The organism is Amycolatopsis sp. NPDC104863, from assembly GCF_055582965.1.
This window is the reverse complement of the sequence record NZ_JBVJOW010000003.1, coordinates 1,104,911-1,127,543: the sequence shown is the minus strand read 5'-3', so window position 1 is coordinate 1,127,543 and position 22,633 is coordinate 1,104,911. Positions and strand designations below refer to the sequence as shown.

The 22,633-nt window shown below is 73.4% G+C and carries 20 protein-coding genes; 8 read left to right on the top strand and 12 right to left on the bottom strand.

The genetic code is table 11. The features are described from left to right. Positions 1-76: 76 nt before the first annotated feature. Positions 77-934 (bottom strand): DUF1295 domain-containing protein, encoded by an 858-nt coding sequence (locus ACZ63J_RS21330; protein ID WP_465402238.1) that lies wholly within the window; start codon positions 932-934, stop codon positions 77-79. 6 nt (positions 935-940) lie between these two features. Beyond that, positions 941-1,378 (bottom strand): SRPBCC family protein, encoded by a 438-nt coding sequence (locus ACZ63J_RS21325; RefSeq protein ID WP_465402240.1) that lies wholly within the window; start codon positions 1,376-1,378, stop codon positions 941-943. Between the two features lie 182 nt (positions 1,379-1,560). On the opposite strand from ACZ63J_RS21325, the gene ACZ63J_RS21320 reads away from it, so the two are divergent. Both ACZ63J_RS21320 and ACZ63J_RS21315 read left to right on the top strand, forming a co-directional pair. Then, complete coding sequence (locus tag ACZ63J_RS21320; RefSeq protein ID WP_465402242.1) at positions 1,561-2,862, top strand: DUF1800 domain-containing protein; 1,302 nt, start codon at positions 1,561-1,563, stop codon at positions 2,860-2,862. Beyond that, on the top strand, positions 2,859-4,067 hold the full coding sequence (locus ACZ63J_RS21315; protein WP_465402244.1) for a DUF1501 domain-containing protein: 1,209 nt from the start codon (positions 2,859-2,861) through the stop codon (positions 4,065-4,067). The genes ACZ63J_RS21320 and ACZ63J_RS21315 overlap by 4 nt, the downstream gene beginning before the upstream one ends. Positions 4,068-4,089: 22 nt before the next feature. Here the strand turns inward: ACZ63J_RS21315 and ACZ63J_RS21310 are convergent, their stop codons facing one another. The 3 genes from ACZ63J_RS21310 to ACZ63J_RS21300 form a co-directional block, all read right to left on the bottom strand. Continuing rightward, positions 4,090-5,400 (bottom strand): sensor histidine kinase, encoded by a 1,311-nt coding sequence (locus ACZ63J_RS21310; protein WP_465402245.1) that lies wholly within the window; start codon positions 5,398-5,400, stop codon positions 4,090-4,092. After that, the gene (locus ACZ63J_RS21305; protein ID WP_465339922.1) at positions 5,397-6,101 is read right to left on the bottom strand and encodes a response regulator transcription factor; all 705 of its coding nucleotides are present in this window, start codon (positions 6,099-6,101) and stop codon (positions 5,397-5,399) included. Before ACZ63J_RS21305 ends, ACZ63J_RS21310 begins: the two co-directional genes overlap by 4 nt. Positions 6,102-6,486: 385 nt before the next feature. Further along, positions 6,487-7,923 (bottom strand): FAD-dependent monooxygenase, encoded by a 1,437-nt coding sequence (locus ACZ63J_RS21300; protein WP_465402247.1) that lies wholly within the window; start codon positions 7,921-7,923, stop codon positions 6,487-6,489. Positions 7,924-8,038: 115 nt separating this feature from the next. Between ACZ63J_RS21300 and ACZ63J_RS21295 the strand changes: the two genes are divergently transcribed. Then, complete coding sequence (locus ACZ63J_RS21295) at positions 8,039-9,004, top strand: Lrp/AsnC family transcriptional regulator (protein ID WP_465314322.1); 966 nt, start codon at positions 8,039-8,041, stop codon at positions 9,002-9,004. Positions 9,005-9,206: 202 nt separating this feature from the next. Here the strand turns inward: ACZ63J_RS21295 and ACZ63J_RS21290 are convergent, their stop codons facing one another. After that, entirely contained in the window at positions 9,207-12,497 is a 3,291-nt protein-coding gene (locus ACZ63J_RS21290) for a trypsin-like serine protease (protein WP_465402249.1), read from the bottom strand. Between the two features lie 269 nt (positions 12,498-12,766). Between ACZ63J_RS21290 and ACZ63J_RS21285 the strand changes: the two genes are divergently transcribed. Beyond that, positions 12,767-13,690, top strand: coding sequence for a helix-turn-helix domain-containing protein (locus ACZ63J_RS21285; protein ID WP_465402251.1), 924 nt, complete (start codon positions 12,767-12,769; stop codon positions 13,688-13,690). A gap of 12 nt (positions 13,691-13,702) precedes the next feature. Here ACZ63J_RS21285 and ACZ63J_RS21280 read toward each other — a convergent pair whose 3' ends face one another. From ACZ63J_RS21280 to ACZ63J_RS21265, 4 genes are read right to left on the bottom strand one after another with little or no spacing between them, the layout of a single operon-like run. After that, entirely contained in the window at positions 13,703-14,650 is a 948-nt protein-coding gene (locus tag ACZ63J_RS21280; protein ID WP_465402253.1) for an amidohydrolase family protein, read from the bottom strand. Then, positions 14,647-15,690 carry an amidohydrolase family protein gene (locus ACZ63J_RS21275; protein WP_465402255.1) on the bottom strand — a complete coding sequence of 348 codons (1,044 nt, stop codon included), beginning with the start codon at positions 15,688-15,690 and terminating at the stop codon, positions 14,647-14,649. The genes ACZ63J_RS21280 and ACZ63J_RS21275 overlap by 4 nt, the downstream gene beginning before the upstream one ends. Then, positions 15,687-16,259, bottom strand: a complete 573-nt coding sequence (locus tag ACZ63J_RS21270; protein ID WP_465339911.1) for a nuclear transport factor 2 family protein — start codon at positions 16,257-16,259, stop codon at positions 15,687-15,689. Before ACZ63J_RS21270 ends, ACZ63J_RS21275 begins: the two co-directional genes overlap by 4 nt. Then, on the bottom strand, positions 16,256-16,945 hold the full coding sequence (locus ACZ63J_RS21265) for a GntR family transcriptional regulator (protein ID WP_465402257.1): 690 nt from the start codon (positions 16,943-16,945) through the stop codon (positions 16,256-16,258). Before ACZ63J_RS21265 ends, ACZ63J_RS21270 begins: the two co-directional genes overlap by 4 nt. Before the next feature lie 106 nt (positions 16,946-17,051). On the opposite strand from ACZ63J_RS21265, the gene ACZ63J_RS21260 reads away from it, so the two are divergent. From ACZ63J_RS21260 to ACZ63J_RS21245, 4 genes are read left to right on the top strand one after another with little or no spacing between them, the layout of a single operon-like run. Further along, the gene (locus ACZ63J_RS21260; protein ID WP_465402259.1) at positions 17,052-17,894 is read left to right on the top strand and encodes a fumarylacetoacetate hydrolase family protein; all 843 of its coding nucleotides are present in this window, start codon (positions 17,052-17,054) and stop codon (positions 17,892-17,894) included. After that, positions 17,891-18,424, top strand: coding sequence for a flavin reductase family protein (locus tag ACZ63J_RS21255; RefSeq protein ID WP_465402261.1), 534 nt, complete (start codon positions 17,891-17,893; stop codon positions 18,422-18,424). Before ACZ63J_RS21260 ends, ACZ63J_RS21255 begins: the two co-directional genes overlap by 4 nt. A gap of 27 nt (positions 18,425-18,451) precedes the next feature. Further along, positions 18,452-19,642, top strand: a complete 1,191-nt coding sequence (locus ACZ63J_RS21250; protein ID WP_465402263.1) for an acyl-CoA dehydrogenase family protein — start codon at positions 18,452-18,454, stop codon at positions 19,640-19,642. Between the two features lie 16 nt (positions 19,643-19,658). Then, positions 19,659-20,579 (top strand): VOC family protein, encoded by a 921-nt coding sequence (locus ACZ63J_RS21245; RefSeq protein ID WP_465402265.1) that lies wholly within the window; start codon positions 19,659-19,661, stop codon positions 20,577-20,579. Between the two features lie 317 nt (positions 20,580-20,896). On the opposite strand, the gene ACZ63J_RS21240 is transcribed toward ACZ63J_RS21245, so the two are convergent. Continuing rightward, complete coding sequence (locus tag ACZ63J_RS21240; protein WP_465402266.1) at positions 20,897-21,913, bottom strand: MerR family transcriptional regulator; 1,017 nt, start codon at positions 21,911-21,913, stop codon at positions 20,897-20,899. Next, positions 21,907-22,569 (bottom strand): HEAT repeat domain-containing protein, encoded by a 663-nt coding sequence (locus tag ACZ63J_RS21235; RefSeq protein ID WP_465402268.1) that lies wholly within the window; start codon positions 22,567-22,569, stop codon positions 21,907-21,909. The genes ACZ63J_RS21240 and ACZ63J_RS21235 overlap by 7 nt, the downstream gene beginning before the upstream one ends. Between the last annotated feature and the right edge of the window lie 64 nt (positions 22,570-22,633).

Below are 22,633 nucleotides of genomic sequence, written 5' to 3'. Positions count from 1 at the left end.
CGCCGCCGCGTGCGCCTTGGCCACTCCGCCGCAAGACGTGGCCTGCACCCTCGAGCTGGGCGCTCCCGGCCGAAAGCTATGGCTGCCGGTTCGTCGAAGGACTCGGTTCCCGCCGGTTCACCGCGAAGCCCCTCTGGGACGCCTCGGCCGCGGCCGGTCGCCGGGGGAAGAAGAACGCGACCCGCCGCTGGTAGTCGCGGTAGCCCGGGCGCTCCTGCATGCGCCGTTCGGTGCGCTTGGCGCCGGTCGCGAACATCAGCAGGTAGCTCATCACCGCCGGCGCCGGCAGCGTCCAGGCCGCCGCGGGTGAGGCAGCCGCGGCGAGCCACGCGCCGTCCCACACCAGGGAGTCGCCGAAGTAGTTCGGGTGCCGGGACCAGCCCCACAGGCCGGTGTCGAGCACGTCCGGACGCTCGTCCCGGTCCCGTTTCGAATACTCCGTCTTCTGGTGGTCGGCCAGCGCCTCGAGCACCGCTCCGCCGGCCATCACGGCCAGCCCGGCGGGCGCGAGCAGCCGGCGGGCGCCGCGGGGCACGGCGCTCGCGGCGGCGAGCTGCACCGGGGCGGACACCAGCAGCTGGCTCAGCCCCTGCGTGACGAAGACCTTGCCCACCACCGCCGCGGTCGAGTCGCCGTCGAGGAACTCGGTGTAGCGCGGGTCCTCGCGGTCACTGCCGCGCAAGCGAGCCAGCATCTGCCGTTCCAGCCGCGCCGCCCACACGGTGGTGACCGCCGCGAGCGCCCAGCGACGGCGGGCGTCACCGCGCCCGGCCAGTGCGCTGCTCACGGCGACGGCCGCCAAGCCGGGCCCCCACACGGCGTCGGCGTAGTCACGACGGCCCTTGCGCACGGCGACGACCGCGGTCGCGGCCTGCACCGCCGTCACGACCACGGCCGACAGCCCGGCCACCCGGCGCAGGTTGGCGATGTCCACCACCGGTCAGCGGCCCAGGTCGTTGAGGACGTCGGTGAGCTGCCGTTCGGTGTCGTTCCCGAGCTTCTCGAACACCACCTTGCCCAGCGGCGCCGCGAGCTTCGCGACCCCCTTGAACTCCAGGTCGTTGGTGTAGGTGATGGCCGAACCGGTCCCGTGGATGGTGATCTCGATGGTCTCGGTGGACGTCGCGGTCTTGTTGCGCCCGACGAACACGATGCGGTCCCCGGTGAGCTCCTCCAGCGTGTAGGTCAGCTCGGTCCCGATCCCCGCGATCTTGGACGTGTTGTGCCACGACGAGCCGACCTGGACCGGTCCGGTGTCGTTCCGGGTGCAGCTTTCGGTGCCGGGGTCCCACTGCTCGGCGTGGCCGAAGTCGGCCAGGTAGGGAACGACGACTGCCGGCGCGGGGTCGACGGTGAAGGTGCGCGAAACGGTGGTCACCGGTGGGTCCTCTCCTCGGGTGCGGATCTCCGACCGGTTACCCGGAAACGGCCGATCCACGCCCGGCCCGGCGGCAGCCGCCGGAAGATGCCCCGCGAGGGTGACCACGGCTCCTGTGGATCGGCTTAAGAAAGCGGCAGCGGCCTCGCGCCCCACCCGGCGCGCGCCGCACGATCGAGGGCATGGTGGTGCTCTCCGAACGAGCGGCCGTCCGGCGGCTGCACGACCGCCTCGGCTTCGGGCCGCGGCCCGGTGACCTGGACCGCGGGTTCGCCGAGACCCGCGACCGGTTGCTGGGTGGCGGACCCGACGCCGGGGCGGCCGCGACCCCGATGCCCGATCCGGGGCCACCCCCGGACAAACCGGCCAAGGACACCGACAAGGCCGCGAAACAGCAGGCCCGACGGCAGGCGCAGGCCCAGGCCGCGCAGGCGGTGGGATGGTGGCTGGACCGGATGGCCGCCGCCGACGTCGCCTCCGTAGAACGGCTCACCTGGTTCTGGCACGGCCACTTCGCCACCAGTGAGCAGAAGGTGCGCAGCCCGCGGCTCATGCTCGCGCAGAACCGGACCCAGCGTGAGCACGCCCTCGGCAGCTTCACCGACCTCGCCCGGGCGATGGTCGTCGACCCGGCGATGCTGCTGTGGCTGGACGGCAACAGCAACAAGGCCGGAAAGCCGAACGAGAACCTCTCCCGCGAGTTCATGGAGCTGTTCACCCTCGGGGTCGGCCACTACGGCGAAGACGACGTCCGCGAGGCGGCGCGGGCGCTGACCGGCTGGACCGCCAAGCGGGACGCCACCGGCGCGCAGCTGGTCGCCAAGCGGCACGACAACGGGGTGAAGCGCATCCTCGGCGCCAGCGGCGACTTCACCGCACAGTCCTTTGTGGACCTCGTGCTGGGCCGGCCCGAGTCGGCGCCGTTCGTGGCCGGCCGGATCTGGGCGCGGCTCGTGTCCGCGACACCGCCGCCGCCCGACACCCTCAACCGGCTCGTGGCCGCCTACGGGAGCCGCCGCGACATCCGGGCGCTCCTGCTGGCCGTCACCGCCGAACCGGCCTTCCGCGACAGCGCGACGTCGCTGGTCAAGCAACCGGTCGAGTGGCTCGCCGGGCTGCTGCGCGCGCTCGGCGTTCGCCCCGGAAAGCTCGACGAGAAGCCCCGGACGCAGCTGCTGGCGGCGTTGCGCGGGATGGGTCAGGTGCCGTTCCAGCCGCCCAGCGTCGGCGGCTGGGCGGCCGGCGGAGCATGGCTGACGACTTCGGCGGGCCTGGCCCGGCTGCACGCGGCCCAGCTGGTCGTCGCACACGCCGACCTCGGCGCCGTGGCGAAGGCGCGGGACAAGGTCGCCGCGGTCGGCGACCTGCTCGGGGTCGACGCCTGGTCCGACCGCACCCGCGCCGCGCTCGCCGGCGTCGCCGGTGACGCGCGTCAGCTGTCCACAGTGGCCGCTTGTGCCCCCGAATACGTAGTGAGCGGGTGACGATCGTGCAGCTGGTGAACCGTCGCAGGTTCCTCACCGCGACCGGGGTGACGGCCGCCGCGGCCCTCGCCGCCGGCGCCACCCAGGTCGACTGGGCCCGGCTGATGTCGGCCGCGGAGCAGGACCCCCTCGACCCGGACGCGGGAGTGCTCGTCGTCGTCACCCTCTACGGCGGCAACGACGGCCTCAATACCGTCGTCCCCGCGGGCGACCCGGCCTACCAGGACGCCCGTGCCGAGCTGGCGTACCGCCCGGAGGAAGTGCTCGACCTCGGCGAAGGGCTGGGGCTGAACCCGGGCATGAAGGGGTTCAAGAGCCTCTGGGACACCCGGCAGCTGGCCGTCCTGCGCGGGGTCGGGTACCCGAAACCCGACCACAGCCACTTCCGGTCGATGGCGATCTGGCAGACGGCCTCGCCCGAGACGTCGGTGCCGACCGGCTGGCTCGGTCGCTGGCTGGACGCCTCCGGCGACGATCCGCTGCGCGCGGTGTCGGTCGACCCGGTGCTCCCGCCGCTGCTGGCCGGAGAGCGCACCGCCGCCGCGACCTTGCCGGTCGGCGGGCTGAAGCTGCCGCAGGGCGCGCTGGGCACGGCGTTCCGCGGCCTCGGCTCCGCGCAGGCCGGCGAAGGGTTCTGGCAGGCGCGCGCGGCGCGGTCGGTGACCGACCTGCACCGGGCCGCCCAGACCCTGGGAACGGCCACGAAGGACGGCGAGAAGGCCGAGGGCGAGCTGGCGGCCCAGCTCGACGTGGTCGCCGGCCTGGTCGAGGCGGGGGTGCCGACGCGGGCGTACTCGGTGTCGCTCGGCGGGTTCGACACACACGCCGACGAGCGCGGCACCCAGCAACGGCTGCTGACCGAGCTCGACGGCGCGCTGACCCCGTTCGTCCAGCGGCTGGCGAAGTCCGACCGCGGCAAGCAGGTCACGGTGCTGGTGTACTCGGAGTTCGGCCGGCGGGTGGCGGCGAACGCGAGCCAGGGCACCGACCACGGCACGGCGGGACCGGTCTTCGTCCTCGGCCCCCGCGTCCGGGGCGGCTTCCACGGTGCCGAGCCGAGCCTGACCGACCTCGACGACGGCGACCTCAAACTCGGCACCGACTTCCGCGACGTCTACGCGACCCTGGTGGAGGACGTGCTCGGCACCGACGCCGGTCAGGTGCTGCCCGGGCACGCCGGCCGGGTGACCGGCTTGTTCGCCTGAACCGGACCCGGCCCGGGCCTGCTCATCGGACGTTCCCGGGCAGCCCCGCCAGCCGGAACCGGGCTCCCCCGCCCGGAGCGGCCTCGCACCAGAGGTCACCGCCGTGCGCCCGGGCGAACCCGCGGGCGATCGGCAGGCCCAGCCCGGAGCCGCCCTGGCCACGGGCCGCGTCGAGCCGCACGAGCCGGTCGAAGATCCGCTCCCGCTCCGGCCCCGGCACCCCCGGACCGGTGTCGGTCACCGTGACGCCGTCGCCGGTGACCTCCAGGGTCAGCGTCCCCCGGCCGGCCATCGCGCGGACCGCGTTGCCGCTCAGGTTGGCCACGATCTGCGTGAGCCGGTCCCGGTCGCCGAGCACGACCACGTCCGGGCCGGTCACCTCGACCGTGACCGCCGGCGCCGTCAGCCGGACCTGCTCGGCCTGCGCCGCAACCAGCTCCCGCAGCCGCACCGGCGCCCGGTCGAGCTCGGCGCCCGCGTCCAGCCGGGCCAGGTCCAGCAGGTCGGCGACGAGCTTCGCCGCCCGCTGCGACTCGCGGACCACCAGCAGCTGCAGCTGTTCACGCTGCTCGCGCGGCGCGTCCGCCGGCTGCTGCACCAGCGCCTCGGCCGCTGCCCGCACCCCGGCCAGCGGGGTCCGCAGCTCGTGGGCCGCGTCGGCGACGAACCGCCGGGTCCGCTCTTCGGACGCCCGGGCCGCCCGCTCGGCGCCTTCGAGCGCGTCCAGGGCGGCGTCGAACGCGGCCGCGGCGCGGCCCAGCTCGGTCCCGGTCCGCTCCGGGGCGAGCCGCCCACCACGCCCGCCGGAGACGATCGACCGCGCCAGGCGGGTCATCGCGTCCAGGGGCGCGAGCGCGAACCGGACGGCCAGCAGCAACGCGACCGCGGCGACGACGAGCGCGGCCACCCCGGTGCCGGCCAGCACCCACCGCAGGCTCTGCTCGGCGGCCGCGACCAGCGACTCGTCCGCGGTGAGCGTCAGCTTCGCGCCGTCGATCCGCGGCGGCCCGGACAGCGTCGCCCGCACCTGGCGGATCCGCGCGTCCGCCGGCAGGTCGTTCGCGCCGAGAAAAGTGCCGTCCGGCAAGGAAAGCGCGGCCTGAACGCCGCGGGTTTCCAGCCGCCGCAGCAGGTTCTGCGGCGGGACGTTCTGCTTCGCCAGCTGCTGGGCCAGCTGGACGCGGGCGGTGAGCACGGCGTTGACGTCCCGCTCGGCCTGCGCGCGGAAGACCGTGTCCACGACGAGCCCGACGGCGACCAGCACCACGGCCAGCACCACCAGCACGGTGACGGTGACCCGGCGGCGCAGCGAAGCCGTTCGCAGCCCCGTCACGGCTCGCCGCGCAGGACGTACCCCTGCCCGCGCACCGTGTGCAGCAACCGCGGGCCGTGCGCCTCCAGCTTGCGGCGCAGCGTGCTGACGTTCACCTCGACCAGGTTCGGCGCGTAGTCGCCGTAACCCCAGACGGCGGTCAGGACCTGCGTCTTGGAGACCACGCGGTCCCGGTGCCGGGCGAAGTAGACCAGCACCTTCCACTCGGTGGAGGTCAGCTCGACGTCGGCGTCGCCGTAGCGGACCCGGCCCCCTTCGACGTCGACGACCAGGTCGCCGACCTCCACGGCCGGCGGGGTGCGCCCGGTCCGCCGCAGCACCGCGGTCACCCGCGCGACCAGCTCCTCGAGCACGAACGGCTTCACCACGTAGTCGTCGGCACCCGCGCCGAGGCCCCGCAGCCGGTCCTCGACGCCGTCCCGGGCGGTCAGCATCACGACGCCGGCCGCCGACACCCGGCGGATCACCCGCAACAGCTCGAACCCGTCCCGCCCCGGCAGCATGACGTCCAGCACGACCAGGTCGGGCCGCGCACGGGCGAGCTCGGTCTCCAGGCCACCGCCGTCGGGACGGGCCCGGACGGAGAACCCCGCAGCGGCGAGTGCGGCCTCGACCGGCACCCGGATCGCTTCGGCGTCCTCGATCACCAGGATGCGCGGGACGCCCGGCGCGGCCGGCCGCCGTGCGGTCACGTCGTCCACCCGACCCAGCGTAATCGACTTCGACGCCGCCACCGCGCCCGTCGGGCACCCGACCGTCCACAGGGGAGCCGTCCCGGCCTCAGCCGGTGCCGGAGCTGTCCGCGCCGAGGGCGCGACAGCGCGCTGGACATCGCCGGTCCCCGGCCGGCCGAGAACGACGTCCGGGCCACGCTGCCCGGCTAGGACGTCACGGTCCCGCCCGGTTGCCGGAGCCCGATCCCGAGCCGTGACCGCCCCGCCGGGCGGGGGCGAGGGGGATTTCCGCGGGTTTCCCGTAACAGAACCACGGTGGCCCCGACTTCGACTCCGTGGCAACCGCCACAGCACGGGCCGGCGGCGGGCTTTCCCCGAGACCGCCGCCGGCCCCCGACCTCTTGGTTCGCCCTCAGGCTGCACCGAACCAGCGGGCCAGCGCCGGTTCCAGCGCACCCGGGTCACCGGCCCAGCAGACGTAGCCGTCCGGGCGGACGAGCATCGGCTCGGCGGTCGTTTCGCCGGTCGCGCGGTCCACCCGGGCCGACCACGGATCGGCGACCTTGGCGAACGCGTCGTCGGGGTCGAGCAGGACACCGCGGCCGGACCGCAGCAGCTCGTGCAGCCGGGTGTCGGCCACCCGCGGGTCCGGGGCGGGACGGCCGGTCAGCGGGTGGTCGCCGGCGCCGGGCGTCGGGTAGCGGATCGCCATCCCGGACAGCAGGTCACCGAGGTGGCGCTGGACCTCCGGCAGCTGCGCCAGCGCGGCGAACACCTCCCGGGTCGCCGCGACGTCCGGGTCGCGCGTGCCCGCCCAGTCCATCAGCAGGCTCTGCGCCTGGACGTTGCGCAGCACCGCGGCGCCGACCGGGTGCCGCTCGGTGTGGTAGGTGTCCAGCAGGTCCTCCGGCGCCCAGCCGTGGACCGCGGCGCCGAGCTTCCAGCCGAGGTTCAGCGCGTCCTGCATGCCGGTGTTCATGCCCTGCGCGCCGAGCGGCAGGTGGACGTGCGCGGCGTCGCCGGCCAGGAAGACCCGCCCGTGGCGGTAGCGCTCGGCCTGCCGGGCCGCATTGGTGATGCGGCGGGCGTACCGGAGTTCGAGCAGCTCGACGCCGTCGCCGAAGACGAGCCGCAGGCCTTCGCGGAGCTCGTCCTCGGTGACCGGGACGTCCCGCGGCCGTGAGCGCCCCGGACCGCCCAGAACGAGCCGGCGCATCGGCCGCCCCTGCCCGTCCGTGCCGAGCGGGTACAGCGCCGCCCAATGTCCGTCGTCGCTCCGCGCGTGCGTCATCGCCTCCCCGGCGCCGCTCAGCCGGACGTCGGCGGCAACGACCGTCGAGGTGCCCGGGCGTCCCGGGAACCCGGCCCCCAGGAGGGACCGCACCGTGCTGTGGGCGCCGTCGGCGGCCACGGCGTATCCGGCGCGGACGACCACGCCGTGGGCGAACGTCGCGGTCACGCCGCCGCCGTCCTGGTCGAGGCCGGTCAGCTCGTGGTCACGCCGGACGTGGACGCCGTGCTCGGCGAGGTGCTTTTCGAAGAACCCTTCGAGCACGACCTGCGGCACGGACCGCCACGGCAGCCGGTGCGCGGTGCTCTCCGGCGCGAACTCGATCCCCGCGAAATGGCCCGCGCTGACCGGGTGGTTCCCGGTCGCCAGCAACGGTTCCAGCAGCCCGCGCTGGTCGAGCGCCGTCAACGTGCGTGACTGCACACCACCGGCTCGCGAGAGTTCGCTGGGCCGCGGCAGCTTGTCGACGAGCAGCAACGGCACCTCCGCCAGCCGCAGCTCGTTGGCCAGTGTCAGGCCGGTCGGGCCCGCGCCGACGATGAGCACTCCGGTGTCCATGAGCTCTCCCCTGGTTGTGTCTGCAAGGACAAGAGCCACGTTGCGTCGCCCGGCGCGGGCAAGCCAGAAACGCCGGTGATCGAGACCGAATCCGTCACCGATTAGAGTCAGCGCGGTGGAATCCGACTACGACGAGCTGGACCGCCGGCTCGCGCACGCGCTGCAGGTCGACGGCCGGGCCCCGTTCAGCGCCATCGCCGAGGTGCTCGGCGTGTCGGATCGCACCATCGCCCGCCGGTACGCCCGGTTGCGGGCGACGGGAGCGGTGCGGGTGGTCGGCGGGGTCGACCCGACCGCGCTGGGCGCCGTGCTGTGGTTCCTGCGGGTGCGGTGCGCGCCGACCGCGTCGGTCCCGGTCGCCGAGGCGCTGGCCAAACGGGCCGACACGTCCTGGGTGAGCCTGACCTCCGGCGGCACCGAGATCACCTGCACGGTGCGCACGGAGACCGCGGCCGACAGCGAAACCCTGCTGTTGGCGAAACTCCCTCGCACACCGAGGGTCGAAGGGGTCACCGCGCATTCGGTGCTGCACACCTTCTACGGCGGCCCGGACAGCCTCATCGCGAAGCTCGGCTGGCTGGACGAAGACACGACCGCCCGGCTGCGCCCGCCGCCGGTGTCACGGCGGCCGGGCGCGGTGCGTCTCGACGACGGCGACCGGCGGCTGCTCGCCGCGCTGGCCGTCGACGGCCGGACCGGGATCACCCGGCTGGCCGCACTCACCGGCTGGTCGCCGACCACGGTCCGGCGCCGGATGACCGACCTGCGCGAGCACGGCGTGCTGTACCTGGACATCGACGTCGACAGCCGGCTTTTCGGCACCGGTCCCCGGACTTTGCTTTGGCTTTCGGTGGTCCCCGCCCGGCTGGAAGAAGCCGGTGAAGAGCTGGCCACGCACCCGGAGATCGCGTTCGCCGCGGCCACGACCGGGCCGAGCAACCTGTTCGCCAGCGTCGTGTGCCCGGACCAACGGGCGTTGTACCGGTACCTGACCACGCGGGTGGCGGCCCTGCCCGCGATCACGCACATCGAGACGGCGCCGGTGATCCGGACGGTCAAGCAGGCGGCCAACCGGGCGTAGGGCCCGCGGTTCTGGCGCCGCACGAGGAGTACGGCCCCAGAACCTTCGCGGGCTGCCGGTCGTGCTGAGGGGGAGCACGGCCGGCAGCCGGGATCCGGTTCCCCCGCTCCCTGAGAATTCCCCTGGGCCCGCGGAACCAAACTCAGGCAGGCGGGAAAGCCCGTGGCGGTGGTCCGCCACGGGCTCCCTCCTCACCCGGCCGTCAATAGACCAGCCAGCTCACGGTGAGCTTGCCCGACGAGCCGGCGCCGTCGGTCGCGGTGACCGGCGAACCGTAGTTGCCGGTTCTCGTCACCGTGCCGGTGATCAGGCCCGTGCGGGCGTCGAGCGTCAGCCCCGGCGGCAGACCGGTCGCCGACCAGGTGTACGTCCCCGTCCCGCCGGTGGCCCGGAGCTGGAGGCGCACCGCCTGGCCGTGGACGAACTGGTAGCCGGGGTCGGTCACCTTGACCGGCCCGGAGCTTCCCGGCTGCACCGTGAGGGTGAAGGTCGCGGTGCGGCTCTGCTGCGCGTTCTTGCCGGTGACGGTGACCGGGTACGTCCCGGCCGGCGTGGACGCGCTCGTGGTGATCGTCAGCGCCGACGAGCCGCCGGTGTCGATCGATGCCGGGTCGAACGCCGCGGTCGCCCCGGCGGGCAGGCCCGAAGCGCTCAGCGCGATCCCGCCCGGCGGGGGCGGCGTCGTCCCGCCGAGGTGCGCCTTGATCTCGTCGGCGTACGTCGTCACCCGGGCGTAGACGCCGTAGGTGTTGCAGGCGTTGGACATCCACGAGAAGAACCCGACGATCCGGTTGCCCTCGAGGAACGGGCTACCGCTGTCACCGACACAAACGCCCTTGTGACCGTCGGCGTACCCGGTGCAGAGCATCGACCCGTCGGATCGGTAGTACTGCGAGGTGTCGACGTGCTGGGCGCAGTCGGAGTCCTTCGCCACAGGGAACTCCGCAGTGCGCAAGACGTCCGAGTAGGTGTTCTGGCCGGTCTTGCCCCAGCCGATGCCTCGGCCCATCGTGCCCGGCGCGTTCACCGAGGTGTCGGTCGCGATGGTCGGGTACGTGATCCCCGCCGGCACCGGGACGTCCTTGTCGAGGGTGATGACGGCGACGTCGTGCCCGGTCTGCCAGCTGCTGTAGTCCGGGTCGGTCCAGGACTCCTTGATGTCGGCGCGGAACCCGGTGTCGTTCAGGTTCGTGGCGCCGTAGACGAACCACTTGGTGCCCGGGTTCTCCAGCAGGCAGTGCGCCGCGCCGACGACCGTGTGCGGGCCGGCCAGGGCCATGCTGCACGACTGCTTGCCCGGGAACGCGCTGCCTTCCCGGCGCATCGAGATCATGAACGGGTACTGCTCGACGGTGGTCGCTTCACCGCCGACGACGTTCGAGTGCGCACCCGCGGCGGTCGCGCTCACCGTCGTCTTGGCGGACTGCCCGGGAGCCACGGTCGCCGAGGACGGTGAGACGGCGAGCGAGAAATCGCCGGTGCCCGAACCGTTCACGGTCAGCGAGACGTTCGCCGGGTGGCTCACGGCGCTGCCCCTGCCGGTGACGGTCACCGTCTTGGTGCCCGGCGTAGCCGACGACGTCGCGGTGAACGTGAGGGTCGAGGACTGGCCGGCGGTCACCGTGGCCGGCGCGAAGGACGCCGTCACCCCCGCGGGCAGGCCGTCCGCCGACAGCGCCACGTCCTGCGCGCTGCCCTTGGTGACGCTGGTGCCGATCGACGTCGTCACGGACTTGCCCGGGTCCACGCTCACCGACGCCGGGGACGCCGTCATCGAGAAGTCGTTGTCGGGCGCCGGGGCCGAGCCGGTGATGAGCGGGTCGGCGAGGTTGTCACCCTGCGGCGAGCCCCAGCCGGTGCACAGGTCGTAGCCCGTGCCGGCGTTGTAGGTGCCGTTGTTGCCGCTGGTGACGTCGTGGAAGGTCGAGGAGTACTGGGCGGAGCCGGCGACCGCGTAGATCGTCGGGTTCATCGCGCCGACCCCGTTCTTGCCCTGTCCCTTGGCTTTCTGGTCGACCATCGCGACGTACCCCGCCCACAGCGGGGACGACAGGCTGGTGCCGCCGACGTCCTGCCAGCCGCCGTTCATGTACACCGAGAGCGCGCCGGCGCCGTAGTCCGCGTCGAGCGCGACGTCGGGCACCGATCGGAACTGGTTGCCGCCCGGCTGCCAAGACGGCCGCGCGTAGATCTGCGAGTAGCCGCCACCCGAGCGCGTGTTGCCGGAGCCGCCCTGGTTCCAGCACGACTCCGACTGGTAGGTGCCCGCGCTGTCGCCGGTGCGCAGCTGCGTGCCCCCGACGCCGGTGAACAGCGGGTCGCTCGCCGGGAAGTCGGCCTGGACCGTGCTGTTGTCGCCGTTGTACCCGCAGCCGGTGGCGCCCCAGTCGCCCGACGCCGAGAGCATCGTGATGCCCTGCGCGGCCATCTGCGTGTAGGAGTCGTGCGACGCCTTGATCGGCGCGGACTCGCACTTCTCGCCGTTGAGCCAGGAGCCGGACAGGATGGTGATGCTGTTGTCGCTCGCAATCTTCGCCATCTGGTCGACCCACGCGCTGTCACTGTTGGGTGCTTCGTAGACGGTCTGGGCCGCGCCGGGCGCCGTCGCGGCGACGGCTTCGACGTCGAGGGTCACTTCGAGCTGGTTGCTGCCCGGGCTGGACACCCCGCCGTCGACCGGGACGACCTTCGGCGTCACCGACGGCTGGCCGAAGTACTTCGTCCAGGCGTCGATGTCGGACTGCTTGAAGGCGTCGAACTCGATGAGCCCGACGTTCTGGCCGGCGCCGGTGTAGGAGCCGGCCAGCTTGGTCATGCTGTAGGCGGTGCGGAACTGGGCGGGCGTGTACCCGCCGGCCGGTCCGCTCGGGCCGGCCGGACCGGGCTTGACCTGCGAGGCCTTCGCGTTGGCGCGGTGCGCGACCGGCCGGTCGGACAGGCCCAGCACGCTTCGCACCACTCCCCCGAGCGAAGCGGGGACGGTGGGTGCGGAATCGTTGGTGCGGAAGTGTTTCCCGTCGGGGCCGGTGTAGTCGCCGAGCGTGGTGCCGAAGGCCGACCGCACGGCGTCGGCCGAGCCGGTCGCGTCGACGACCTGGCGGTTGCCCGCCACCGCCGTGACGCGGAACCCCTGTGCGCGCAGGAAGTCCGTGACGCGGCCGACCTCGGACGCGGTCGGCGCGAAGCGGGCGTTGTACTGCTCACTCGTGAGATAGTGCCGGTAGTCCGGCGAGCGCGGGTCACCGACCGCGGCGACGAACCGGTTCAGCGCCGCTTCGTCGTGCGGCTTGAGCGCGACGGCGACGGAGACGGCGCGATCTCCGGCGACCGCCGCGTCGCGGTGCGCGCCCGGCGGCGGGGAGGCGGAGTCGGCGAGAGCCACCCGGGTGTCCGGCGGCTGAGCGGTGGCCGGCACCCCGCCGAGTGCGGCGGTGGTGGCGAGGAGGGTGGCCGCCGCGGCGGCCACCCTCCTCGCACTGGGGAAAAGCGACATGTGCGTCCTCCGGGGCGAGAGCGGTTTCCCGGGACGCTAACTACGCCGGCGGCGTCCCGAAAAGACGCCGGTGAACGTTCAGTTCCGTTCACAGAGTGACGGTTTCCGCGCCTTTCCCCGCAGCTCGGAGGCCCGGTCCGTAGCCAGTTGTCCACACCGCGGGAAGCCCGTTCACCGGAAGAGCCCGGATCAGATCTTTCGGCCCTGGCACGGTGTGCGCGCGAGCGCCTACCGTCCGCGGAACCGGGGAACACAAGCAGGGAGGCCGCATGGCTTCGAGCGCGCGAACGGCCGTCCCGCTGGATCGCGAGCTGCGGCGGCTGCTGCGGCACGGCACCTTCGCGGCCGCCCTCGACCGGGCTCTCGCCGCGCGTGGCCTGAGCCTGGAGCAGGTCCAACGGCACCTGGCCGCACGAGGTGTGCGGGTGAGCCGGGCCGCGCTCAGCTACTGGCGGCGCGGCCGGAGCCGTCCGGAGCGTGAAGAGTCGCTGCGCGCCGTGCGTGCGCTGGAAGACCTGACCGGGCTGCCCGGGGAGTCGCTGGTGGCACTGCTCGGGCCACGGCGTCCCCGCGGGCGCGGCGCCGACCCGGGCACCGTGGACCGGCGGCGGCTCTGGCCGTCGTGCGAGCCGGTGCTGCGGGCCATCGGGGCCCCGCCGGAAGGGCAGGTGCGCTACGTGGACGTGCACGAGCACGTCCTGGTCGACGCCGACCGCAGACTGCGCGAAGTCCGGACGCGGCTGGTGCTGGAGGCGACGGTGGACCGGACCGACCGCTGCGTCGTCTACGAATGGGCCGAAGAGTCTTCACGGCCGGTGCTGGCCGGCCTGCGGTACTGCCGCCAGGGCCGGACCAGGCCCCAGGAGGAAAGCCCGGCGACGGTCTGCGAGCTCCTGCTGGAACAGCCGCTTTCCGCGGGCGACCGCACGGTGGTCGAGTACACCTGGCGGTACCCGGCCGGCTCGGTCCTGACGTCGTACCACCGGCGGTTTACCCGGACCACCGGCCACTACCTGCTGCAGGTCGGCTTCACCGGCGATGTGCCGGCCCGGTGCCTGCCCTACCACCAGCCGACCCTGAACGGTCCGCGCCGGACGGGGAAGCCGCTGTGGATCGGTGGCTCAGGCACGGCCCACCTGGCCGTCTCGGACGCCGGCCCGGGCCTGCTCGGGCTCGAGTGGGAGTGGAACTGACGGCTCGCGTCCCTACTCGCTGCCGAACCTTGGGAACAGCCGCGCGCAGTTGCGGGTGGTCAGCTCACGCCAGGTAGTCCCCTCCGGCTGCGCGGCGGCGGTGATGCCCGCCAGCTGGGCGTCGACGGCCGCCGGGGGTGTCCAGCAGAAGTCGCTCCCGTACAGCAGCCGCTCGGTGCCGAACGCGCGCTCGAAGGCCGGGACCTGGTGCGGGAAGGGCGTTCCGGCGATGTCGAACCACAGCTCGCCGATCTGCTCGGGGACCGTCGGCCCACCGCCGCCGCCGAACGCGGTCCGGAACAGCTCCAGGCGTTCGGCCAGCAGCGGCAGGACCCCGCCGCCGTGGGTGAAGATCCACGGGATGTCCGGGTGCTGCCGGAGGACCCCGGTGAAGAGCAGGTCGCTCACGGCCCGGCCGGTGTCGTAGAGGAACTCCAGCATCGGCCGCGGCCGGCCGAGCGAGATCTCGCCGGCGTGCGGCGGTGACGTCGGGTGCACGAACACCGGCGTCCGGCGCCGGGCCAGCTCCGTCCACAGTGGAGTGAAAGCCGGGTCGCCAAGGTAGCGGCCGTGGGCGTTGGTCTCGATCGTGACGCCGTCGCTGCCCAGTTCGTCGACGGCGTAAGCGAGTTCGGCCAGCGCACCGTCCACATCGGGCAGGGGCAGCGACGCGAAGTGCCCGAACCGGTCCGGGTGCGCCCGGCGGATCCCGGCGCCCGCGTTGTTGACCTCCCGAGCCAGCCGCCGCGCGGCCGCGTCGTCCCCGAAGTGGACGCCGGGCGAGGAGATCGACAGCAGCGACACGGCGACACCCCACCGGTCCATCAGCCCGAGGTGCGTGCCGGCGTCCCAGGTGGGCCAGCCGGGCATGCCGTCCGGCGACCCGTGGCCGCCCGCGATCGCCGCTTCGACGTACTCCGGGGTGACGAAGTGCGCGTGGACGTCGATGAGCCCGCTCACGCGACCACCTCCCCAGCCGCCCAGACCCGCCGGATCTTCGCGGTCGCCATGATGTCCCGGGTCGGGTCGCCGTCGACGAGCACCAGATCCGCCCGCAGTCCCGCACGCACCGCCCCGCGGTCAGCGAAGCCGAAGTACCGCGCGGGCAGGTCGGTCGCCGCGCGGAGAGCGTCGAGTTCGGACAGTCCCGCGTCGACCAGCAGAGCCAGTTCCTGGTGCAGGCTCACCCCTTGCACGACCGGGACCGGCAGCATCGGCGCGGAGAACGCGTCGGTGCCCGCGAGGATCGGGACGCCACCCGCGTGCAGCGCGGCGACGGAGTCCCGGCTGAACGCATAGCCGTCGACGCCGAGCTTCGTGGTGAGCGCCTCCATCATCGTCAGCGTGGGCACGGCGACCTGCCCCCGCCCGGCCATCGTCGCCACAGTCGCGGCGTCGAGAACACCGTCGCGAGGCACGTGCGTGATCACGTCGGCCCCGGCCCGCACCGCGCGCCGGTAGGCGTCGACCGACGACGCGTGCGCGACGGTCGGCTTGCCGTGTGCCTTGCCCTCGGCGACCACCGCGTCGATCGTGGCCTGGTCGAGCAGATCGCCTTCGATGACAACCTTGACGTAGTCCGAGCCCTCGGCGACCCGGCGGGCGACGAAGCCCGCGGCCTGCCCGGGCGCGGTGAGGATCGCCTCTTCGGGCATGCCGGGCATTTTCGCGTGGTTGCCGCCGGGCCCGATGGCGGGCACGCCCGCGCTGCGGATGTCCGGCACCTGACCGCGGAAGGAGTCGACGCGCTCCTTCGGCCAGCACGCCATGTCGAGCGCCGTGGTCACGCCGTACGTCGCCAGCGCCCGGAGGTCGTCGGGGGTCAGGAGGTGGACGTGGGCGTCGACCAGGCCGGGCAGCAGGGTGGCGCCGGCGGCGTCGACGGTCTCCGCGCCGGCCGGGTCGCCGCCGATCAGCGGGCCGTCGAGCACGACCGTGGTGGGTTCGGTCAGGCCGGTTCCGTCGAAGACGCGGACGCCGGTCAGAGCGGTCTTGGTCATGATGCCTTTCCGGGCAGCCAGGAGAAGAGCGAGTCGTAGAGGCCGGCGACCTCGCCGGGCCGGTCGTCGCCGTACAGGTCGTCGGCGATCGGGTACCCGCGAGTGGCGAGCACATGTGCCAGGAAGCGGTAGGACGCGCGAAGTCCCTCGATCGAGGGCAACGGCACCGGCGTGCCCGGGACGACCGGGGCGAGGACGTCGCGTTCGTAGACCGGGTCCAGGGACGTGAGCAGCCACCGTCCATTCCGGACCTCGGCCCGGTACAGCAGCCGCGCGTACGAGGTGAGGTCGACTTCGACGCCGTCGAGCACGGTCCGCACCTCGATCGCCGCGGGCACCTCGACGACCGCGCGGTCTCCCTCGACGTCCACGACCGGCGGGCCGAGCCGATGCCGGGCGACGTCGCCGCGGCCGGTCATCTCCCGCGACCGGGCGACGAACTCCTCGCCGCTGCCGCGGAACCAGCTGAGCCGTACGGCCGAGTCCGGCGCGTAGCAGGCCCGCATCCGGTCCCACCAGCCGCGGTCCCGGCCTTGCCGTTCGCGCAGGACCAGCTCGGCCGGCGTCATGAAGCCGGCTCGGCACTGAAGCTGGACTCCATCAGGATCTCCTTGGTGCGGTTGACGTGCGCCTCGAACCGGGCGACGGCCAGGTCGGCGTCGTGCGCCAGCGCCGCGTCCACCAGGCCCTGGTGCTCACCCGCGACGTCGCGGTGCCGCTGCTCGCCGCCCGGGCCGGACCAGGCGCGGTACAGCTCGGCCGCGTCGGAGAGGCGGGTGCAGATGTCGAGCAGCACCGCGTTCCCGCACGCCTTGATCAGCGTGTGGTGGAACTCCAGGTGCGCGCGGGCCCACTCCTCGTTGCGGCGCATCGGCGACCCGGGCAGGATCATCGGCTGCCCGGCGAGCCGGTGGTGGGCGGCCAGCACCTCCGACTCCCACGTGACACCGCCGCGGCGCACCGACAGCCGCAGCGCCGAGCCTTCGTTGATCGCGCGTGCCTCGGTCAGGTCGGTGAGCGCCTGCAGCGACAGCGGCGTGACGCGGAAGCCGCGGTTGCGGTCCACCTGCACGAGGTCCTTGGCCGCCAGCAGGCCGAGCGCCTCCCGCACGACACTGAGGCTGACCTGGAACTCCGCGCTCAGCTCGGCGGGCTTGACCCGCTCACCCGGGGCCAGTTCTCCGTTGAGGATCGCCGAGCGCAGCCGGTGGTACACCGACACGGCCAGGCTCTCGCCACCCGCTCTCTTCGCCATGCCGAGACGGTAACACACTCTCCCGTCAAGAATCGATTCTCTCCTTGACAGTCGCATACCGCGGGCAGAGTATGACGTCGGGACTCCTCAACCGAAAGGTCTTCCGATGCGGATCGCCAACCTCGCCGGCCGGCTCGTCCTCCTCACCGAAGCCGGCGCCGTCGACGTCGAACGGGCCAGCGGACAGCGCTTCGCCGCCGACCCCCATGCGGTGTACGCCCGCTGGGACGAGTTCACGGCGTGGGCCGCCGACGCCCCGGTCGCCGACGCCGAGGCCTTCGACGAAACAGACCTGGGGGCGCCCTCCCCCACCCCGGCACAGGTCTTCGGCGTCGGGCTCAACTACCGCGACCACGCCGCCGAATCCGGCCTCGGCCTGCCCGACTCCCCCGCCGTGTTCACCAAGTTCCCCAGCTGCCTGACCGGCCCGTACGGCGAGGTCGCGCTCACCGGGCCGATGGTGGACTGGGAGGTCGAGCTGGTCGCCGTCATCGGCCGGGAAGCGCGCAACGTTGCCGCCGAGCACGGCTGGGACCACGTCGCCGGGCTCACCGCCGGCCAGGACCTCTCGGACCGCGCGGTGCAGCTGGCCGGGCCGGCGCCGCAGTTCAGCCTCGGCAAGTCCGCGCCCGGCTTCGGGCCCACCGGGCCGTGGCTGGTCACCCCGGACGAGTTCGCCGACCGCGACAACCTCGAACTGGGCTGCGCGGTCAACGGCGAGTCCGTGCAGAAGGGCCGCACCCGCGACCTGATCTTCTCGGTGCCCGAGCTCGTCGCGCGGCTGTCGGCGATCCTGCCGTTGCGGCCCGGCGACGTCATCTTCACCGGGACTCCGTCGGGTGTCGGCATGGCCCGCTCCCCGCAGCGGTTCCTGGCCGCCGGGGACGAGCTGGTCACCACGATCGAAGGCATCGGCGTGCTGCGCCACCGGTTCACGGAACCGGCATGACCACTGTGGACGGTCACCGGTTCCGCGCGGTGATGGCCGCGGTCTGCGCGCCGGTCACCGTTGTCACCACGAGCGACACCGACGGCCGCCCGCACGGCGCGACGGTCAGCTCGTTCACCTCGCTCTCGCTCGACCCGCCGCTGGTGAGCGTCGCGTTCGACCGGCGCTCGGCGCTGCTGGCCGAGATCCTCGACGCGGGGAAGTTCGGCGTGAACCTGCTCGGGCAGGGCCAGGACGACCTCGCCGTCCGGTTCGCCACGCGCGGCGCCGACCGCTTCGGCGGCGACACCGCGTGGTTCGCCGACCGCGGCCTGCCCCGGCTGCGCGACGCCGCCGGCTGGGTGGCCTGCGCGCTCGACCGCGTCGTCGAGGCCGGCGACCATCTCCTGCTGTTCGGCCTGGTCACCGACCTCGGCCGGACCGACCTGCCACCGCTCGTCTACGCCCACCGCACGTTCGGCACCCACTCCCGCTTCGCCGAGCGGCCGCGCCCGCTCATCACCGACCAGATCGCCGCCTGCGCCCGCTGACCCCGCTTCGGAAAGGACACCGCCGTCATGACCCTCGCGACCGAACAGCCCACGGCCGAACCGGTTCTGGCCCGCATCGCCGACCTCCAGCCGCTGCTGGAGCGCAACGCCGCCCAGGGCGAGGCCGACCGGCGCGTCGTCGAAGAGAGCATCACGGCGCTGACCGACGCCGGCGCGTTCAAGATCGCCCAGCCCCGCCGCTACGGCGGCTACGGGTTGCCGGTGCGCGCGATGCTCGACGTCTCCGCCGCGGTCGGGGAAGCCGACGGCGGCACCGCCTGGGTCGTCGCGCTGAGCAACGTCTGCGCGTGGCTCGCCGGGCTGTTCAGCGTCCAGGCCCAGGACGACATCTGGGGCGCGAACCCGGACGCAAAGGTCTCCGGTGTGCTCGCCCCGACCGCCGAGACGACCAAAGTGGACGGTGGCTGGCGCGTCACCGGGCGCTGGTACTACAACTCCGGCTCGTGGCACGCCGACTGGGCCGGCCTGGGCATCCCGCTCACCGACGAGCGCGGCGAGGTCGTCGACCAGGGCATGGCCCTGCTCCCCCGGACCGACCTCGGTTTCGAGGACACCTGGTTCGTCGCCGGGATGCGCTCGTCGGGGTCCAACTGCCTGATCGCCGACGACGTCTTCGTGCCCGAGCACCGCGTGATGTCGGTGCCGCCGGCCATCGGCGGGCAGTACGCGAACGGCGAGCCCGAAGAGGACCTGTTCCGCGCCGCGCTCGTCCCGGTGCTCACGCTGGTGCTGGCCGGGCCGCAGCTCGGTCTCGGCCGCAAGGCGCTGAAGCTGGTCAAGGAGAAGGCCGCGCGCAAGCCGGTCTCCTACACGAACTACGTGGCCCAGGCGGACTCCGTCGCGTTCCAGCTGCAGCTCGCCGAGGCCGCGATGCGGATCGACACCGCCCACCTGCACGCCTACCGCGCGGCCGACGACATCGACACGGCGTCGGCGAGCGGGGACTACCCCGGCGTCGAAGCCCGGGCGCGGGTGCGCGCCGACACCGGGTGGGCCGTCGAGAACATCACCCGCGCGATCGACATCCTGCTTTCGGCGCACGGCGCGGGCAGCTTCGCCGAGGTCAACCCGCTGCAGCGGATCTGGCGCGACTCCGCGGTCGCCGCCCGGCACGCGATCGTGCTGCCCGCGGTCAACTACGAGGTCTACGGCAAGGCCCTGCTCGGGCGCGACGACCAGATCACCCCGCTCATCTGACCCGGAGGGACAAGTCATGAGCCTGCACCGCCTCACCAAGATCGCCATCGGCGTCCCGGACGTCGACGAGACCGCCAAGTACTACACGGAGTTCGGTCTCACGCCGACCGCGTCCGGCTTCGCCACGGCCGACGGCGGCGAGCAGCTCGAGCTCCGGCAGACGCCCCACCGCCGGCTGCTCACCCTCGGCATCGGCGCCGACGACCCGGACGACCTCGGCCGCATCACCGCGTCCCTGTCCCGGCTCGACGTCGAAAGTCACATCAACGGCGACGCACTGTACACAAAGGACCCCGTCACCGGGCTCGACGTCGTCGTGTCGGTCGCACCACGGATCCGCCAGGAAACACCGGAACCTGTGGCCTACAACGGCCCCGGCGTGGCGCGGCGGCCGAATTCCCGCGCGCCGGGCATCGACCGCGAGTCCGCGGTGCGGCCGCGCAAGCTCGGCCACGTCGTGTTCGGCTCCACCGACCAGGCCGCGACGCAGCGGTTCTTCACCGAGGGGCTGGGGTTCAAGGTCAGCGACGAGGCCCCGGGCTTCGCGTCGTTCATGCGCTGCTCGACCGACCACCACAACGTGCTGGTGCAGCAGGCGCCGGTCAGCTTCCTGCACCACACGTCCTGGGAGGTCGACGACGTCGACGAGGTCGGCCGCGGCGCCACCGCGATGCTGGAAGGGCACCCGGAGCGCCACACGTGGGGCCTGGGCCGGCACTACATCGGCTCGAACTTCTTCTGGTACCTGCGCGATCCGGCGGGCAACTTCTCCGAGTACTACTCGGATATCGACTGCATTCTCGAGGACCAGCTTTGGGAACCGCGCGTGGTCGCCGGGGAGAAGAGCCTTTACGCGTGGGGTCCGCCGCCCCCGCCGTCGTTCCTCGCCCCGGAGGACCTGGCGGAGTTGATGACCGACGCCCACGACGGCGCTTGAGGGGTGGTCGCCGAAACCTTCGACTACGACGGCGGGCGGTCAGGGTGTACGGCGCGCATCCAGGAATATTCGCCGTCGCCTTGCCCGCCGAACGCACCGCGGTGCGCGGGGTCTTCTCCGCCTCCCCGGGCGGCGGCTACCGGCCACCCGCCGTGCTGCCGAACAGCTCCCCCGCATCTACCTGGTAGCCGGGAGCGAGGAATCGTTCTTCGCGGCGAACGCGACCCGGTGGACGCTTTGCGCACCGCGGGCGGGGAAGTCGTGTCGGCTGAGCGAGCCGGTGAGAACGGCGACCTCAGGGTGATCATCCCGTGACGTCAGGCGCCGGTCGAGCGTGCCCCGACCACGTCCGCGAGCGCCGACGCCACGAGCGCGACCGCCCGGTCCTCGTCGCCGGCCAGCTGCCGGAGCGGTCCGTGCGCGATCGTTCCCGGCAGCTCGGCCAGCGCCTGGGCCAGCCGGATCCGCACCGCCGAGTCCGCCGCAGGGGTGCCGAGCTCGGCGACCAGCGCACCCACGATCCCTTCCGCGGACCCGGGTTCCAGCGACAGCGTGCCCAGGACTTCGCCCGCGTCGACGTCGTTCACGCCCTCGACCACCATGGCCACGAGCGTCGGCACCGCCGCGTCCAGGCCTCGTGCGCCCAAGGCCAACGCGGCCTGCCTGCGCACCGCCGCGTCCGCGTCCGCCAGCGCTTCGGCGAGCAGCGCCTCCGCCTCGGCGCCGGGCATCCCGGCGACCGCCCGGACCGCGCGGCGCCGGACGTCGACGTCCGGCGAACGCACCCCGGACGCCACACTGGCCACCCCGTCACCACCGGCCCGTGCGAGCGCCCACCGCAGCGCGCCGGCGACGTTCGGGTCGGCCTCCGCGAGGACCGCGCCGGCCAGCAGTTCCGCGGGCACCGGCACCTCCTCGGCCGGGGCCAGCACGGCCTGCTGCCGGCGCGCCGGGCTGGGCGAGTCGAGCCCGTGCAGCAGCTCGACGATCCGCAGCACGCCCTCCCAGCCCGACGGCGCCGAAGCGTCCACCCGGCGGAGCCGCTCGAGCAGCTCCTGCTCCCGCTTCAGCCGCTCCTCGGTCCGCCGGATGAGATCACCGACCAGCGTGGCCGGCGCGAAGCCGGGATCCTCCAGCGCCCGGCCGATCTCCCGCAGCGACAACCCCAGGGAGCGCAGGCTCTCGACGTGGAAGATCCGGCGGATGTCCTCGGCGGAGTACTCCCGGTAGCCGCCCACGGTCCGGCCGGTCGGCCGCACCAGCCCGAGGGAGTCGTAGTGCCGCAGCATCCGGGTGCTCACCCCGGACCGCCGGGCCACCTCGCCGATCAGCACCCCGCTCCCCCGGCCCGCTCCGGGCCGAGCGCGACGACCCGTTTCGCCTCGTCGACGGCCAGGTCGAACCCCGCGTCCGGGTCGCGCAGAAGCCGTTCGGTGGCGCGGGCGTGCACGCGCACCGCCGGGTCCGCACTCGCCGACGCCGACCGCAGGACCGGCACCGCCGTCTCCCCGAGCGCGACGAGCGCCCGGCTGAGACTCAGCTGCACGGTCCGGTCGCCGCGACCGAGCTGGGCGGCCAGGTCCACGGCCAGGCCGGCGTGCTCCAGCGTCGGCGCCAGGATCACCGCGGCCCGCCACGCGCTGCGCGCGACCTCGTCGTCGGGGTCGTGCAGCAGGGTCCGGGTGATGGCGGGCCAGACGTCCCGGTCGCCGATCTTGGACAGCGTGTGCAGCGCCTGGCTGCGGGCCTGCGGACGCCCGGACAGGAGCTCCGCGCGCAGCCGGGGCACCGTGAGCTCCGCCGGGTGGCGGGTCAACGCCCAGGTGAGCATGTCGCGCACGAAGAAGTCCGGTTCGATCGCGCACCGCGCCACGAGCGCGTCGACGAGGCCGGGACCGGGGTTGGTGCCGATCGCCAGCGCCGCCTGCAGCCGCGTGGACGAGCTCGCCGCGGCCAGCGCGTCGAGCAGGCGCGTGTCCTGCGTTTTCATGTCGATCACCTCCTGCGCCCAGTGAAGACCTTGACACGGTGTCAAGGTCAAGCGCCGTTCGCGA